Source organism: Alicyclobacillus contaminans DSM 17975 (genome assembly GCF_000429525.1).
In the GTDB taxonomy this organism is placed as follows: Bacteria; Bacillota; Bacilli; order Alicyclobacillales; family Alicyclobacillaceae; genus Alicyclobacillus_A; species Alicyclobacillus_A contaminans.
In genome coordinates this window covers 32,835-49,752 of the sequence record NZ_AUCA01000027.1, presented here as the reverse complement: position 1 = coordinate 49,752, position 16,918 = coordinate 32,835, and the positions used below count along the sequence as shown (strand labels likewise).

The 16,918-nt window shown below is 59.4% G+C and carries 15 protein-coding genes and 1 pseudogene; 2 read left to right on the top strand and 14 right to left on the bottom strand.

Going from position 1 to position 16,918, the window contains the following annotated elements:
* Both G463_RS23840 and G463_RS23175 read right to left on the bottom strand, forming a co-directional pair.
* Positions 1-1,351: pseudogene (locus G463_RS23840) on the bottom strand (IS1182 family transposase); the annotation flags it as partial.
* A gap of 78 nt (positions 1,352-1,429) precedes the next feature.
* A complete protein-coding gene (locus G463_RS23175; protein ID WP_026975221.1) occupies positions 1,430-1,744 on the bottom strand; it encodes a hypothetical protein in 315 nt (104 codons plus the stop codon).
* A gap of 371 nt (positions 1,745-2,115) precedes the next feature.
* On the opposite strand from G463_RS23175, the gene G463_RS0111055 reads away from it, so the two are divergent.
* On the top strand, positions 2,116-2,430 hold the full coding sequence (locus tag G463_RS0111055; RefSeq protein ID WP_156900178.1) for a thioredoxin family protein: 315 nt from the start codon (positions 2,116-2,118) through the stop codon (positions 2,428-2,430).
* 70 nt (positions 2,431-2,500) lie between these two features.
* On the opposite strand, the gene G463_RS0111050 is transcribed toward G463_RS0111055, so the two are convergent.
* From G463_RS0111050 to G463_RS0110995, 12 genes are all read right to left on the bottom strand, one after another.
* Positions 2,501-2,875: a hypothetical protein gene (locus G463_RS0111050; protein ID WP_026975218.1), complete on the bottom strand. Its 375-nt coding sequence runs from the start codon at positions 2,873-2,875 to the stop codon at positions 2,501-2,503.
* 114 nt (positions 2,876-2,989) lie between these two features.
* Complete coding sequence (locus G463_RS21780) at positions 2,990-3,730, bottom strand: CDP-alcohol phosphatidyltransferase family protein (protein ID WP_026975217.1); 741 nt, start codon at positions 3,728-3,730, stop codon at positions 2,990-2,992.
* Positions 3,731-3,958: 228 nt separating this feature from the next.
* Positions 3,959-5,491: a tagaturonate reductase gene (locus G463_RS20030; RefSeq protein ID WP_084171567.1), complete on the bottom strand. Its 1,533-nt coding sequence runs from the start codon at positions 5,489-5,491 to the stop codon at positions 3,959-3,961.
* A 63-nt stretch (positions 5,492-5,554) separates the two neighbouring features.
* Positions 5,555-6,355 carry a 5-deoxy-glucuronate isomerase gene (gene iolB / locus G463_RS0111035; RefSeq protein WP_026975216.1) on the bottom strand — a complete coding sequence of 267 codons (801 nt, stop codon included), beginning with the start codon at positions 6,353-6,355 and terminating at the stop codon, positions 5,555-5,557.
* 65 nt (positions 6,356-6,420) lie between these two features.
* Positions 6,421-7,917 carry a UxaA family hydrolase gene (locus G463_RS0111030; RefSeq protein WP_026975215.1) on the bottom strand — a complete coding sequence of 499 codons (1,497 nt, stop codon included), beginning with the start codon at positions 7,915-7,917 and terminating at the stop codon, positions 6,421-6,423.
* Between the two features lie 70 nt (positions 7,918-7,987).
* Positions 7,988-8,752 (bottom strand): DeoR/GlpR family DNA-binding transcription regulator, encoded by a 765-nt coding sequence (locus G463_RS0111025; protein ID WP_026975214.1) that lies wholly within the window; start codon positions 8,750-8,752, stop codon positions 7,988-7,990.
* An 82-nt stretch (positions 8,753-8,834) separates the two neighbouring features.
* The gene (locus G463_RS0111020; protein WP_026975213.1) at positions 8,835-10,328 is read right to left on the bottom strand and encodes a xylulokinase; all 1,494 of its coding nucleotides are present in this window, start codon (positions 10,326-10,328) and stop codon (positions 8,835-8,837) included.
* Positions 10,329-10,474: 146 nt separating this feature from the next.
* Positions 10,475-11,002, bottom strand: coding sequence for a peptide-methionine (S)-S-oxide reductase MsrA (gene msrA / locus G463_RS0111015; protein WP_035486960.1), 528 nt, complete (start codon positions 11,000-11,002; stop codon positions 10,475-10,477).
* 47 nt (positions 11,003-11,049) lie between these two features.
* Complete coding sequence (gene fdhD, locus G463_RS0111010) at positions 11,050-11,877, bottom strand: formate dehydrogenase accessory sulfurtransferase FdhD (RefSeq protein ID WP_245575870.1); 828 nt, start codon at positions 11,875-11,877, stop codon at positions 11,050-11,052.
* A gap of 4 nt (positions 11,878-11,881) precedes the next feature.
* Positions 11,882-12,406 (bottom strand): helical membrane plugin domain-containing protein, encoded by a 525-nt coding sequence (locus G463_RS0111005; protein WP_026975210.1) that lies wholly within the window; start codon positions 12,404-12,406, stop codon positions 11,882-11,884.
* A gap of 6 nt (positions 12,407-12,412) precedes the next feature.
* On the bottom strand, positions 12,413-15,370 hold the full coding sequence (fdhF, locus tag G463_RS0111000) for a formate dehydrogenase subunit alpha (protein WP_026975209.1): 2,958 nt from the start codon (positions 15,368-15,370) through the stop codon (positions 12,413-12,415).
* A 77-nt stretch (positions 15,371-15,447) separates the two neighbouring features.
* Entirely contained in the window at positions 15,448-16,266 is an 819-nt protein-coding gene (locus G463_RS0110995) for a formate/nitrite transporter family protein (RefSeq protein WP_026975208.1), read from the bottom strand.
* A gap of 315 nt (positions 16,267-16,581) precedes the next feature.
* On the opposite strand from G463_RS0110995, the gene G463_RS0110990 reads away from it, so the two are divergent.
* Positions 16,582-16,869, top strand: coding sequence for a HesB/YadR/YfhF family protein (locus G463_RS0110990; RefSeq protein ID WP_026975207.1), 288 nt, complete (start codon positions 16,582-16,584; stop codon positions 16,867-16,869).
* Positions 16,870-16,918 lie beyond the last annotated feature (49 nt).

Below are 16,918 nucleotides of genomic sequence, written 5' to 3'. Positions count from 1 at the left end.
TCCATACCGGAATATCTTCAGGAGGTTGTGGCACATCGCTACCAAGGACCATTCCCCTCGCACCTTAGCCAGCCCACGCAAGGAGAAGCGAACAAACCCCATGCACGCCTTGATGTGGCCGTACACAGGCTCCACGATGACCTTCCGCTTGGCGTATATCGCCCGGCCTCGTTTGGTCATCAGCTTCCGTGCCATCCGTTGCTTCGGTGTATACGACTTCGAAATCCGACCCCTGGGACATACCGGGATCTCGCCGTGTTTTTGACGTCCGGTCGCAATATACGCATCACCCCTCGCTCCTCCAGCCACACCACATCGTCCTGCGCATAGTAGCCTGCGTCAGCTGACAGTTTCTTTGGCACCCTTCCCGTGTTCTGCTCCGCCATTTCCACCAGTGTCCTGAGTACCCCAGCATCATTGGGTGAATTGGTCACTTCAGTTGCCACGATGATTTGACACTTTTCGTCCACCACGGATTGCACGTTGTACGCCTGTACAAAACCATCCTTGGACGGCATGATACGAGATTCCGGGTCCGTAAAGTTTCGCTGGGCTTTGTCCTTGGGGACCGCCTTCACAGCTGACCGACCCCTTTCCGTCCATGGCATTGCCCGCCGCCGGACTGACCCTCGTCATCATCATCGTCCGGTTGCGCCTGCTCGGCTTCTGCCTTGGCTCTCTCTTCAGCTTCCAACGCAGCCATGGCTTCCTGAATCTTCGCCAACCGGCTCTGTCGACGGGCCAACTCCTCCGGTAACTCATCGCCACGTGCGTCGCCGTACAGCTTGTCTTCCCGTCGGTCCGTCCGTTCTGCCTCCCGCACCATCTCCGCAATCTCCTGACGCAGGCGCTGCTCTTCCTGCTTCATCCGCCCATAGCTCATCGCCTTGTGCTTGGAAGCATTCGCCCGAATCTTCGTCCCATCCAACGCCACATGCCCCATCTTGACCATGCCAGCGCTCTGGGCAATCTGGAGTACCTGAAGGAACAACTCCTTGAACACGTGCAGATGCCGCTTCCGAAAGTCGCTGATGGTGCGAAAGTCCGGGCACTGATTGGCGGACAACCACCGAAAAGCCACCTGGTCCTCACACGCAGCTGCGATTTTCCGGGATGAGAACACACCCTTGCAGTAGGCATAAATGAGGACCTTCAGCAACATCACAGGATGATACGGCGGGTACCCCCGCAATTCCCGTTCGTACGGTTCCGTAATGGCATAGGTATCCAGCCGGTCTACAACATCGCTGATAAACCGTGCCAAATGGTTTTCCGGCAACCACTCGTTCAAGTCCGGCGGCAGCAGGAGCAGTTGGTCGTGGTTGTGACCACGGTACTTCTTTCGTGGCATGGCGAAGCCTCCTCAACGCTGTTGCCGTTAGGTTTCGCCATTGATCCGGAAATTTCCTTCTGGAAACTGACTCAAAGATTACTCGGACACGCTCCTAGTGTGCGTGTCTTCGACACGTGTCTTCCCGATGTCCTCGGCCAATTCCCGAACGAAAGTCATAAGACCTTCGCTCTGTTCTGATGTCTGTTCTATAACATGTTCAGGATTCTGAGCATGAACAACATCATGTTTATTATTCTGTTCAGTATGGTGAATAGTCTCCGGCACAGAATTCAGAGCAGTCGTTTCTTGAATCGGTTGTTCAGTATTCTGTGGTTCCATGAAGACCGGCATCGCTCGTGCCGCGAGATTCCGTTGTCGGATCGCATCCTTGTGGTTGGTTTTAGCGGACACGCTGCATGATCTCCTCGAACAGTTCTTCATACTGATTCAACGCTTCGTTTATTTCCGGATTCGCTTCTCCGAGACCATAGATGGGAAGACGACCGGTAGCTGCCTTACGGCGGATGATCGTGTTAAACACGAGATCTGGATAGGTTTCTGCAATGAGTTCACATATATTTACTGACATTTTACGCATGATGCTGCCCGGTCTCCGGGCACGAAGCAGGACAGGATGACGCGCCATCCCACCGTCGATTGTGATACGATCCGATCGGAAAACAGAACGAGCCCCCCGACTGCGGCGCTGACCCGTGCAGCCGCAGACAAGACGGGGCGCGGCCGATTGTGCTATACTGCGCCTAGACAGGAGGATGAGACCCGTGATTCACCTACAGTCCGAAGCGCAATTTCAGGAAGCCATTCGTCCGGATTCACTGTCCGTTGTCAAATTCTTCACCACGTGGTGCCCGGACTGCAAACGTCTGAACACGTTCATTGACGACATCATCGCCAAGCACAGCGACCTGCGATGGTATGAAATCAACGGCGAGGACGTGCCGAACCTGACCGAGCAGTATGAGGTGCGAGGGGTTCCCAGTCTGCTGGTGTTCCGCGCCGGCGAAAAGGTTGCGCACCTGCACAGCAAGTACACCAAAACGCCTGAGCAGATTGAGGCGTTCCTGCAGGAACTGTGAACGCTCTCGCCACAGTGCCATCGTCCGGGCGTCGGCGCAGCGGAGACTTCCCTCCATCGCGCCGACCGGGCTAGGCTCGACCGCCGGAGTGTTGCGGTGTTCGCCACCGTCGGCGCAACGGCGACCGGCGCCGGTTCAGCCACCACGCGGCGGTACCCAGGCCAAACACCACCCATGCGAAACAGAACATTTCAATATCGCTGTACATCCACCCGGTCCAAAATCCTTCCATCCCCGCCAGCAGATATCCGCCTCCGGCGACGCGACCGTTCCACAACGCCACCGCACCCGCCAGCAGGCAGAGGATTGAAAACACCATGCCCGCGCCGCCATCGCCTTCCAACTGCGGGATTTGGTTGGTCACGCCAACCGAAGCCAGCTCGAACGACTGCCAGGCACAGACAAGCGCAACCAGCGCCGACAATACAGGCACCACATAACGCATTTTCCCACCTCCGAATGGACTCACTCCTCTCCACGAATCTATGTCCGAATCTACAAAAATAGCACTCGGCTTCTCCAGTCGGGGCCACCGAGTGCTCCTGGAATATCTGCGGTGTCACCGCGCAGCGTCGCGCAGTGTCCGTTTCCAAAATCGGATCCCGTCCACATAAATAAACCACAGAATCGACAGCGTCGCCGCCAACGCAATCCCCATCAGCGGCGCGTTCAACAGCGGCCCGACCACAAACGCCAGGGCCTGCGCTTCAATGGACGTGAACAGCACCACCACGCCGAAATGCTCAAACAACCACTTTTGCCGCGGACTCACCGGCATTTGAGACTGCCCCGCCTGCTGGAGGTCGGTGCGCGTTTGTCCCAAATTGCGCTTGACCGTGCTGTCCGTTTTCACCAACACCCGTGAGAATATGTACAGCAGCGCAGCCGCCCATCCCCACCAGTCGCCGGCGTCCAGCGCATCCTGACCCAACAGCAGCGCAATCAACAGAATGGGTTTCTTCACTTCATCGAACGTGTGGTCCAACCAATGACCGAGCTGCGACGCCATGTTCATCTTGCGGGCCTTGTACCCGTCGGCACAGTCTAAAATATACGAGACGTGAAAGATCAGTGCCCCAATCACCAACGAGAGCCAATCGCCCCGATAAAAAAACACTGCGGCGACGCAGGCGATCAACAGAGAAATGACGGAAATCCCGTTCGGCGTCAGGCGAGTTCGACACAGCCACTCGGATACCGGCACCGAAATCGGCAGCGTGAAGTACGTGTCCCAGGGCTTGGGATACCGTATGTATGGATTGTTGGCACACCGAAATAAATAGGTTTGCGTGAATCGCAAACGGCTTCCCCCTCTCTATCGCCGAATGCCATGGTTCACGACCAACATACCGGACGTTGGACACCATAGAAATCGTTCTACTTTCGAAACACATGATACACGATATATCCCGGTACCGTACATCGCAGAACCCTGGTATTGTCTGTAAGTATATGGCCCACAGGTGGAGAAGGGGTGGAGAAAATATGGAGAGGGCGTGGAGATACCGCCAGCGCGCCCGGTACACCGTCATTCAGCATGGTTCGTCCCCTCCGTCCGGATGGCGACGCGCACACCGCAGCGGTCCAGCACGCGGGTCACGGTATGCACCGCGCCGTGGTTCCGCAGCATCTGCAGCAGGTGGGTGAGCTCTGCTGCCAAGCCGGGAACTTCGTTCAGATCCCATTTCCAGAGCGACGTCAGGGCGAGCAGGCGTTCCACGGTCCGGGCCAACCCCACCTGCCGCTCCTCCGCCCACACGTTCTGCACGGCGGCGACCGTGGCCGGATGGTCTCCCAGCACCTCTGCGGAGGTACCTCTGTACAGCCAGAGTTGGCCCGCCAATGCACACACCAAGAGCGCGGGCAACTGGTCGAACCGCGCCGTGTACGACTGCAGGATGGGCAGGAGGCGCACCTGAATTTTCGCCGTGCCGTTCAGTGTGAGCGATGCCAGTTGATGATCAACGAAAGGATTTCGGAAGCGCTCCAGCACGGCGTCCGCGAATGCGCGATGAGCGTTCGCCGCGCCCCCGGGCGGCGATGCGAGGACCGGCAACACCTCGTCGTCCAGAAGTCGCCGAACAAACGTACCGAGCACCGGGTGTTCCACGACTTCGCGCACCGTTCGCAGGCCCGCCAGCAGTCCCAGCCCTGCCATGGCTGTGTGACTGCCGTTGAGAATCCGCACCTTCTGTTCGCGGTAGGGGGCTGCATCCGCCACGTAGTGCACGTTCAGCCCAATTCGGTCAAACGGCCACCATTGCGCCAGCGGTCCGGCGTTTTCAATCACCCACAGGTGAAACGGTTCTCCCACTGTCAACAGTTCATCCGCGTAGCCCAGTACGTCCTCCCAGTCCTCTGCGCAGGTGCCCTGCGGAAATCCGGTGACGATGCGGTCCACCAGCGTGTTACAGAAACGGTTGTGCGCCGTCACCCACTCTGCGAACGATTCGGGAAGCTGCCAGTCCGCCGCATACCGGAGCACCAGTTCCCGGACCTTCGCGCCGTTGTCGTCCACGAGTTCACAGGGCACCACCACCATCCCCGCGTCCGGATGGCCCTGAAAGTGCGCGAATCGATGATATAGGTACGCGGTCAGTTTCCCGGGAAACGACAGCGGCGCTTGGTCCAACGGACGCGGCTCCGGCTGGTAACGGACGCCGGATTCCGTCGTGTTCGACAGCACGATGCGGATGTCCGGATTCTCGGCACAGGCCAAGACCGCGTCCCAGTCCGTGTGCGGATTGATCCCGCGGCTGATGGAAGTGACAATCTGCCGTTCATCCACCGGCTGTCCGTTGACCAGCCCGCGCAGCCAGACCGTGTACAACCCGTCCTGCGCGTTGAGCCGTTCAATATTGGCGGCACCTGTCGGCCGGGGGGCCACAACCACAATGCGTCCCTGGAACAATCGGTGTCGATTCAACTGTTCAATCAGCCAGTCGGCAAACCCCCGCAGAAAGTTGCCTTCGCCAATTTGAATCACCCGTTCGGGGTACGCGGCAATGCGGTCGGCGACCGCTCTCGATGTTGCGTCAAGCACTGCTCGGGACAGCCTCATTGGAAATCCCCACTTTTCTTGTTGTTCACCGACTTCCGCCCGCGCCCCGCGCTGTCCGCAGCGTTACTGGCGGACCCAGGTGTGGGCCGGATCGTCATTGGGAATCATCACCCGGTCGATGTCTCCCGCCATCACCCACAGATAGTACAACTGATAACCCGCACCGGCGCAGACGGGATGGTATCCGTAGGGGATGAGGAAGGTGTCTCCATGCTCCACGCGATACGTTTCGTCCAACTTCCGATCCGCAGTGTAGATGGACTGGAGGCCAAATCCCTGTTCGGGGTGCAGGCGGTAGAAGTATACTTCCTCCATGCACGCCTCCACACCGGGCTTGTAGTCGTCATGCTTGTGCGGCGGATAGCTGGACCAGTTCCCCGGCGGGTTGAACGTCTCGCCCACGATGATCCGCTGAACCCGGCCCTCCGCGTTCTTGACCACGATATCGTGCACCTGGCGCGCGAAATTGTCCCGGCCCACAGTCCTATCCCAGACATCGTCGGGCCGCACTAAGAACGGCGCGTGCTTGGTGTCCGCCGGCGCCATGCAGACCGCGACCTCCAGCGTCGTGTCTCCAACATTTTCGACAACGTAGTCGGTCTCAATGGGCACGTACACCGCGGACGCCTTTTCGGCAAATACGCTCTCGCGGGACAGGCCGCCGTAGTGCTCGTCACCGGCGGAAATCTGGCATTTCCCCTGCTGCAGCACCAACACGGTCTCGAGTTTGCCGGTGTTCGCCTTGTGGGACTGTCCGGGAGCCAAACGGAGCATGGCGAATTCGAGCCACTTCAGCCCTGCGGCATTCTCCTTCGTGACAATCGCCTGGTAACCGGATTGCAGGTTTGCTTTTAGTAGAAACACGGATGTCTACCTCCCTGTATTGGCGCGCGCCACGATGTGGAATTTTGTGAATTTCAGTGGGAGTGTCACAGCGTGACGCCGTCCTTGAAAATTGCGATTTCTCGAAAGTCGTTCTGCTCATTCTTGGTTCGGATGGCGCCATTCGCCACCTGCAGCAAGTGTTCAAACAGCTGTTGGGCCAGGTCGTCCATATCCGCTCCGGCCACGAGGGATCCGGCATTGAAATCAATCCAGCTCGGTTTCTTTTCGTACAACTCCGTGTTGGTCGAGATTTTGACGGTGGGTACGGCTCCCCCCATGGGCGTCCCCCGCCCCGTGGTGAACAGCACCATGTGTGCGCCGGCCGCCACCAGCGCGGTCACGGATACCATGTCATTCCCGGGTGCCTGCACCAACTGCAATCCCGGACTGCGAACCGGCTCTCCGTACAACGCCACGCCGGACACCGCGGCTCGTCCGCCTTTCTGAATGCACCCGAGCGACTTCTCCTCGAGGGTGGTGATACCGCCGTCCTTGTTTCCTGGCGACGGGTTTTCATAAATCACCTGGCCGTGCCGGGTGTAGTAGTCCTTGAAGTCGTCAATCAGGTGAACCACGTCTCGGAACACCGACTCGTTCACCGCCCGTTCCATCAAAATGGTCTCGGCGCCAAACATCTCCGGCACCTCGGTCAACATGGCCGTGCCGCCCTCGGCCACCAGCAAATCGGCCACACGGCCCACCAGCGGATTGGCGGTCAAGCCGGAAAACCCGTCCGATCCGCCGCATTTCATGCCAATCCGCAGCCTCGACACCGGTACCGGCGTGCGTTGGAAGGTTCGGGCGTACGCCGCCAGTTCGGCGAGGAGCGACATGCCCGCTTCGAACTCGTCGGTCACTTCCTGAACCGCCAAGTAGCGCACTTTTTCCGGAGGCACATCCGCCAGCAATGGCCGAAATGCATCCAGCCGGTTGTTTTCGCAGCCAAGACCAATCACCAGCACCCCCGCCGCGTTGGGATGCCGAACCAGGCCCGCCAAAGCCTTCTGCGTATACACCAAATCGTCTCCCAATTGAGAGCAGCCGTAGGGATGGGGAAAATGGTAAAAACCGTCGATGCCGTCGCCCGCCCATTCAGCATGCGCCATCTTCGCCAGGCGTTCCGCCGTCTTGTTCACACATCCGACCGTATTGAGCACCCACAGCTCATTGCGAATGCCCACGTCTCCGTTTTCGCGCACATAGCCGAGAAACGTCCGCGTGGACGGCGAACTGCCGGGAGCGACCGAGCTTCCGGCGGGCTGATACACATAATCCGCCTTGCCCGCCAGCCCGCTTTTCAAATTGTGCGTATGAACCCACTGCCCCGGCTGAACCTGGGCCGCGGTCCGGCCAATGGCGTAACCGTATTTGTGGACCACCGCACCGGCCGCGAGCGCCTGCAGCGCCACCTTATGCCCGCGCGGAATATCTTCCTCCACGCGAACCGACCGCCCCGCAACCTGAATCTGCTCACCTTTGGCCAATGGCCGCAGCGCCACTGCCACTTCGTCCTGTTCGTGCAATTGCCGAACTGCGTACACGTTCCTCGCCCCCTGTTGTTGCGCACCGCCGTTCTCCCGGATGTTGATTTCAAGACCCCATCGCCGGACCTCAGGCGTCCGCGTACACGATGTTCGTTCCCCGTTCAAGCAGAGGCTGCACCCACTCGGCGTCCACGCTCGGATTGGTCAGAATGCCGGTGATTTCCTCCGGTTTGGCGTAGGACACCAGCGCGGCACGGCCAAACTTGCTTCGGTCAGCCACGCAGTACACCTCTCGCCCCGCGGCCATCATCGCCCGTTTGACGATGGCCTCCGCGCTGGACGATGTGGTGAGGCCCTGCTTCACGCTGATACCTCCCGTCCCGAGAAACACGAAGTCGACGTGGTACCGCTGAATGGTCTCCTCGCACTCGGGGCCGACCAGCGTGCAGGTTCCCTTCTGCTGACTCCCCCCCAGCACAATCAACTGCACGTGCAGACTGCCGCTCAGTTCCATGGCAATGGTCAGATCATTGGTGATGACGGTGACATGCCGCCCCGCCAACCTGCGGGCAATCTCCAGGGTGGTGGAACCGCTGTCCAACATCACCGTGGCGCGCTCGCCCACCAGCGCCGCCGCTTTGTCGGCCAACGCCATCTTTTCGCGCAGCTGCTGTTGACTGCGCTGGCTGAACGGCGGCACCACGTGCACTTCTTCGGCCAAAATGGCACCACCGTGCGTGCGCTTGAGTACACCGTCCGATTCCAGCTTCTTCAGGTCACGCCGAATGGTCTCTTCAGACACGTCGAACATCTCCCGGAGTTCGCTGATCCGGACCGATTTTTTCGTCATCAACAAGTCCACCAGCTTTTGCTGCCGCAGTTCTCCCAGCACCGCATCCCCTCCCTTCCACGTCGTTTACGAGAGATCATAGACGAAAATCCAACACAAAACAACACATTCCAACATTCGTTTGTCAAAAAGTCATCACCCGGCGGCGGTGAGCGTCCAACAAGGGCCACTGCTGCTCCAACTGGTGGTTCAACTGCGTGTACAGTTGATATCCCTCATCATACAGGTCGACGTATTTCAGATCCGGATGGTAGATGGCGGTCAACGGGTTGTTGGCCTGTCCCTCGCCGTACGAAGTGATCCAGCCGAGCCGCCGCGCAGCCAACAGGTAGGCGCCGAACGACGCCGCGTGCACCCAGCGCGGAGCCGCCAGGTGTTTTTGGTAGACCGTCGCCTTAATCTGGTTCCACTTGTCCATGTACGCGCCGCCGCCCACAAGCCGGATGCGCTCCACGGGAATTCCCATCTCCCCGTAGGTTTCCAGCGCGAAACGCAGTTCGTACGCAATGCCTTCTACCACCGCGCGAACGATATCCTCCCGCGTGTGCGCGAGCGTTAAGCCGATGATGGCGCCCTCCGCCAGCGGATTCCAACGCGGTGCCCGCGCGCCCATGAAGAACGGCAGCACCAGCAGTCCTCCGGCTCCCGGAGACGATTTGTCGATAGCCGCATCCAGCTCTTGCAGATTGTCATGCCCCAACAGATAGCGAACCCAGTCCACAATGGCCCCGGTTGTGGACAGCCCCTGTTCCAAAATCCACTGTCCCTGTATGACATGGCACGAGCAGGTGACGCGTTCCGAAAAACGCGGAGCCAGCACCGAACACGCGATGTTACTCGTGGTTCCGGTCGATTCCATCACCTCTCCGTCTTGAATGCCCGATCCGAGCACTTCACAGGCTCTGTCGCCACCCCCGAGAACAATGGGAATGCCGGAAGGCAATCCCCAATCCAGCGCCACGTCGGGGCGCAGTTCGGCCACCACCAGATCCGACGCGTACACCGGAGGAAACGCTTTCTCCGTCACGCCGCAGGCGTCCAACAGTTCTTGCTGCCATGTGTGCGTTTCCATATTGAACAGCATGGTTCGGGAGGCCAGCGTGACATCGGTCGCCAGAACCCCGCTCATACGGTACAGAAGGAAGTCTTTCGGCTGTAGATAGTGCCGTGTTGCGGAGAACAGTTCCGGCTGATGGCAGCGCATCCACAGAATCTTCCCCGCGGAATACGTCGCACTGGGAACCAGGCCGGTCCAGCGATGAATGGACCTTCCGAATCGCTCACGCAGCGACGCAATCTCGTCAAGACCGCGTCCGTCCATCCACAGCATCGCGGAACGCACCGGATTGCCGTGCTCATCCACCGGAAGCACTGTCTCCCGTTGTGAAGACAACACAATGGCTCGCACACAGACGCGCTCGTCCGTCGCCGCAACCCGGCGAACCGCCAGGGTGGCCGCATTCCACCAATCGTTCGGATGCTGTTCCGCGCGAACGGCATCCGGTCGCCACGTCGGATACGGGATCGTGGCATGCGCCAAGACGCTGCCATCCGCGCCGAACAACACCGCCTTGCACGCACTCGTCCCCAAGTCGATGGCCAAAATCGCTTCCTGCATCCGCTCACCTCGTCCTCACGTCCACTGTGAGCCAGTTCAACTTGGCACCATCCATTGTAACCATGTTGTCGAAAGAAAACGGCAATCCCTGGACACACCGTCCGGAATTGCCGCTTGCAGGGGACCAGCTGCAACCGCATCGCCCGCTATCCCCAATAGCGCTCCAAAAACGCATCGCGCCCGGATCCGCGCCGGTAGCGCTCATAGTGCACCGGTTGCGTCCGGTAGAAATTCTGGTGATAGTCTTCCGCCGGATAGAATGGTCCGGCCGGTAAAATCGGGGTCACAATCGGCTTGTCAAACCGTCCGCTGTCCGCCAGTTCGCGCTTGGACGCTTCTGCCAGCCTCCGTTGTCGCTCATTGTGATAATAAATCGCAGCCTGGTAGGACGGCCCCCGGTCCACAAATTGCCCCCCGGCATCCGTGGGATCAATCTGCTGCCAGAAAATCTCCAGCAATCGTTCGTAGGGCAGCACCTCCGGCTGAAAGACAATCTGCACCGCCTCCCGGTGGCCGGTGGTCCCAGAGCAGACCTCCTCGTACGTCGGATTTTCCACATGCCCCCCGGTGTATCCGGAGGTCACCGACAGCACGCCCGGCCATTGATCGAACGGCTTCACCATGCACCAAAAACAGCCGCCTGCAAAGGTGGCCAATTCATTCGCGACTTGGATCTCCTCTGACAATGCTCTCCCTCCTCTCCTGATGGATGCGCCCGGCGTTACACGGGGCCTTCGCGCAGCCGCCACGGGTGCGTGTAGACGTTGAACCCGCCAGCTCGCACGAATCCCACCGCCGTAATCCCCAATTCGTCCGCCATGTCGAGCGCAAGCGCGGTAGGCGCTGATTTGGCCAACACCATCCCCACACCGATTTTTGCACATTTGAGAAGTACTTCGGAAGACAATCGGCCACTGAACGTGACGAGTTTGCCGGCCATCGGCTGATGGGTCCGCAGCGCGTAGCCGTACAATTTGTCCAACGCGTTGTGGCGCCCGATGTCCACGCGGGACCAGAGCATGGCGTCCGGCGTGCACAGGCTTGCCATGTGCACGCCGCCCGTGTGCGCCCACAGGGAGGCGGAGGCTTCCATCTCGTCAATCCGCGCCACAATTTGGTCTGGTGTTGCGCGGACGGGATCGGTCACCGGCCGCGCGGTGTGAGCGTCATTGTAGAAGTAGAACGACTGCCGGCTTTTTCCGCAGCAGGAAGCGATGTACCGCTTGTTATAAAACGCCTGATTGAAGTTCACCGACGATGCGACCCGGACGCGGGCAATGCCGCGAAACCGGCTTACCTGCAGATCCAGGATTTGATCCAGCTTCCGGATCACGCCCTCGGAAGCGAGAAAGCCCACCACCAGATCCTCCAGGTACTCGGGGGTGCAGACCACCGTCGCCATTTCCTGGTCGTTGACGAACACCGTGAGGGCGTATTCGGTCGCGACATGGTCGGCCACCTGTTGCCAATCCCCGCCGCGATACCGCCAGATCTGCCTCTCCTGTTGCAGCGGCAGGTGATCATACCCTTCCGCCATCGAATCCGTCATTTGCTCACACATCCTTTGAGCCAGGGGCGTCAGGTTGCCGCATGGACTGTCCAAAACCTTTCAAAAAGGCGAGGCCCACGCGCAGCGCCGCACTGACGTCCGGATCTTTCAACTGTTTCATCAGCTCGAACACACCCAGCGGCTTCTGCGGCGCCCCGCCGGACACCGCGGAGGCCGCCGCCCTGGCCTGCTTGATGCCTTCCAGCGCCCCCTGCTGATAGTTCCGCAGCGCATCCACATCCACACTGGTCAGCCATTGCAAGCCGGTGATGACGTTTTTCAAAGCCCGAACGTTCTCGGGTTCGCTCAGAACCTGGACAGCCAGTCCGAGCACCTTGTCTCCCCGTTCAAACAGCGCGGTGAACAGTTCCAACACGCCGCGGTCATGCATGGCCTGCAGCAATTGCAGCGTCTGGCGGAGGCCGTCGGCGTCCTCCACCACCTGACGCCGCACCTCGTCCAACACCCGCTCGACTCGTTCCGCTTCCGGGCGTTCGGCTTGGTGAATCGCTTGAATCGCCTGCGCCATCTCGCATCACGCCTCCCCGTTTCCGTCGCTCGTGGCCGCCACCAGCGGATGGTAGTCCGGGCGGGCCCACTTCTGCTCCACATTGACGCCGGGCTGCGGATTGGGCCGTCCAAGCCGGAAATTTCCTTTGACCAGCGGCGATGGCCCCACCCGTTCCAGCACCTCCAGCTTCACCTTCATCTCTTTGTACGCCGGCGTGTAGGTGAAGGTGTCATGCTCGCTGCTGGTCAGGCGATTGACCGCCTCCTCGTCGCGTCTGGATAACAGCGGGATGTAGACCTGATGTCCGGACACGCGGTCAGTCACAACGGCCCGCATTTTCACGCGCCCAAACGGCGACGACACGCGCACCAGCGCACCGTCGGTAATCCCGCGTTCCGCCGCGAGATCCGGAGATACCTCGATGAACGTCTCCGGAACCTTCTCGGCAATGCCGGGCACCCGAGCGGTCATGTTGCCCTCGTGGAAATGTTCGAGCAGTCGTCCGTTGTTCAGTTCCAGGTCGTATTCTTCCGAAACCGTGATGGGCGGCGTCCACGCCACCGGATGGAACCGTGCCCGTCCCCCAGGAAGTGGGAACCCGTCGGTGTACAACAGCGGTGTGTCACTTCCGTCTGGCTTCACCGGCCACTGCAGACTCCGATAGCCTTCCAGCCTCTCATAGGTCGCACCTTTCATCAACTCCGTTAGGCCGCAGGCTTCTTCGAAAATTTCCCTTGGCGACGTATAGTTCCAATTTGCCCCCAGCCGATTGGCGACCGCCTGGATGATTTGCCAGTCGGGCTTCGAATCGCCAAGCGGCGGCAGCACCTGATACAGTCGTTGAATCCGCCGCTCCGTGTTGGTGAAGGTCCCCTCTTTCTCCAGGCTTGGGCTGGCGGGCAGAATCACGTCGGCGAACTGCGCGGTCTTGCTGAAGAAGACATCCTGCACCACGAGAAAATCCAGCTTTTCGAACGCGGCTTCCACATAATTGACGTTGGAATCCACCACGGCCATGTCTTCGCCCACCAGATACATGCCACGCAGGCGACCATCGTGAATGGCGTCGACCATCTGATGGTTGTTGAGTCCCGGGTTGGTCGGCAGCGACACGCCCCACGCCGCTTCGTACTTGGCGCGGACGGCCGGGTCTGAGGATGGTTCATAGCCTGGATAGAACGCTGGGGCGCAACCGAAGTCGCCTGCGCCCTGCACGTTGTTGTGGCCGCGCAATGGGTACGCCCCCGTCCCGGGCCGTCCGACATTCCCGGTCAGGAGCAGCAGGTTGCAGATGGCCGTGCTGGTGTCCGAGCCGCCCACGTGCTGGGTGACGCCCATCGCCCAGCAGATGCTGACCGAAGAGGCCCGAGCAATCATTTCTGCGGCTTGGACGATTTGTTCCTTCGGAAGCCCGGTCACCTCGGCTGTGTAATCGAGGGTGAACGGCGCCAGACTCTCGATGAACGCGTCCACATTGTCGACGGACTTCTCCAAAAACTCGTGGTTCTGCCATCCCTGGTCCACAATGTATTTGGCGACGCCCGACAACCACACCAAATCGGTGCCCGGTCGAGGACGCAGGAATAAATCCGCGCGCGCGGCCATGATGTTTTTTCGCACATCGGCCACGATTAACCGCTGGCCGTGTTTCTTTTGCGCGCGGCGGATGCGGGTGGACAGCACCGGGTGCGCCTCGGCCGGATTGGCGCCGACAATGACCACCAACTCCGCTGCCGCAATGTCCGTGATGCTCCCCGTGTCCCCGCCGTAACCCATGGTCCGGCGCAGCGCTTCCGTCGCCGGCGACTGGCAGTAGCGAGAACAGTTGTCAATATTGTTGGTGTGCATCACAGCCCGGGCCAGTTTCTGCATCAGATAGTTCTCCTCGTTCGTCGTCTTCGAGGAAGAGATGAATGCCAGCGCGTCATCGCCGTGTTCGCGGCGAATGGCCTGGAACCGTTCGGCAATGAGGTCCAGCGCCTCGTCCCACGTGGCCGGGTAAAACGCATCTCCGCGCCGAATCAGCGGTTGCAGCAGCCGGTCGGGGCTGTTTACGAAGTCCCATCCGAATTTGCCCTTCACACACGTGGAGATCTGGTTGGCCGGCGCCTCCATCTGGGGATTGACCTTGAGAATCTTCCGGCCTTTGGTCCAGATGTCGAAGCTGCACCCCACCCCACAATACGTGCACACCGTCTTGGTCTTTTCAATGCGCGCTTCCCGCAACGCCGATTCCATCTCGGACATGACGAAAATCTGTGAGTAGCCTGGTTCGACGGCTTTCGTGACCTCAATCATGCGGCCGAGCGTGTCCGGATCAATCCCGGTCAAGAACCCTGCTTCTCCGAGCATGGATTTTTCCATCAGGGCGTTGCAGGGGCAGACGGTCACGCAGTGGCCACAGGAGACGCAGGAGGATTCGTTGATGGCGACGTCGTTGTCCCAAATCACCCGCGGTTGTTCCCGGGTCCAATCAATCGACAGCACTTCGCTGACCTGCAGGTTCTGGCAGGCCTCCACGCAGCGGCCGCAGAGAATGCACTGGTTGGGATCGTATCGATAAAACGGATGGCTGTTGTCCACCGGATAGGGCTTGGGCGTGAAGGGGTACTTTTGCGACTCCACTTTCATCATCATGGCCGTGTTGTGAATGGTGCAGTCCCCGTTGTTGTTGTCGCAGACGGTGCAGTAGAGCTCGTGATTGCGCAGGATGCGGTCCATGGCTTCCTTGCGGGCGTATCTCGCCCGCACGGACTTCGTGCGAATGTCCATGTCTGGGGCCACTTTCGTACTGCATGCCCGAACCAATGCCCCATTGACTTCCACCATGCAGGTGTCGCACGTCTCAATCGGTCCCAGCGCCGGATGGAAGCACACATGAGGATGTTCCATCCCCGCGCCGAGGATCACGTCGAGCACGGTACCGCCTTCGGTGACAACCACAGGCTGCCCATCCAGTTGGAGATGAATCTCGGCACCCATCTCATATCTCCTCCCCGCATTGTGAGCATTGAAAGACATTGGGTCAGCGCCCGCATGCAGCTGGCGCCGACCACCGCTCAACCCTTCGCCGCTTCATTGTTGAATCGCACCGCGTCCGATTCGCTGCGCAGATACACGAACCAGTAGGCGGTGGCGACAAACAGCCAGCCGCCAATGGCGTTGCCGATGAATGCGCCAATCCATTCGATGATGGTCGTGCCCCAGGATACGGGGGCACCCACGAAAATACCTGCGGGCAGAAAGAACATGTTGGCGACCACGTGCTGAAAACCAATGGCCACAAATCCCATGATGGGGAACCAAATTCCGAAAATCTTGCCGATGATGTCCTTGGCGCCGTAGGCCAGCCACACAGCCAGACAGACCAACCAGTTGCAGCCAATCGCCGACGCGATGGTTGGCCAGAAACCGAGATCCGCCTTGCTGACCGCAATCGCGATGGTCGCCTTGTCATAAGGAGCTGCGGTCAGCATGTGCGCCCAAACACCGAACACCAAGGCGACGAACAGAGACCCGATGAGATTTCCGATGGTGACCCACAGCCAGTTGTACAACAGCTGACCGATGGTGACCCGTTTGTCGTGGAGCGCAATCGGAATGGTCATCATGTTTCCGGTCAACAGTTCCGCGCCAGCAATGACCACAAACATCAGGCCAATCGGAAACACAGCGCCGCCAATCAGGTTTTTCAACGTGCCCCAGGTATCCGGCAGACCGGCGGTGACGCGGATGTCGAACAGCGCGCCAAGCGCAATGAAAGCGCCTGCAAGAAATCCGAGAACAAGCAGTTTTCCGATGCTGTACTTGACCTTCACCGCGCCTGCATCCGACGCTGCTTTCGCAATCTCCGCCGGTGTCGAGAAATTGGTTGACAAGTTCCATCCTCCTCCTTACCAGATTGCACGCGTCCTGCCTCGCCGTATCATCTAATTTTCTGGATGCCATCCGCGAGGCAACACAGAATTGTCATAATTCCATGTCAACACCATTATACTTCCACGTTTGTCCAGTCACCAGTGGCCCGTAAAAATTTCTGTTGCATCTTTCAAGATGCACCGCGTATACTGTTATGTAACAGACGGGAACTGTTCATAGATGTGTAACATTCTCGCGTAAACATCTCACATCGATGTGCGCGTAGAGTGATACAGTAATGACAACAGATGACTTCAACGGGAGGTGCCGAGGCAATGCAAATCCTGATCACGCAGGATGCTTTGGAGTGGTTTCGGCAAGAGGTTGGACTGAACGAAGGAGATGCGCTGCGCTTTTTTGCCAAGTACGGCGGGCAATCGCGCATTCATCCCGGTTTTTCCATCGGGATGACCGTGGAGCGCCCATCGCAGGTGGCCGCAGCCTGTGAAGCGGAGGGAATTCTGTTCTTCGTCCGTGAATCGGACGCGTGGTTTTTCAACGATGGCAATCTTCGCGTGGATTACGACAGAGATCAGGACGAACTCATATACGACATCGCCTGACCCAGAGTCAACCATAATCGGCAGCGCGGCGCGCGGACACGCCCCGCCG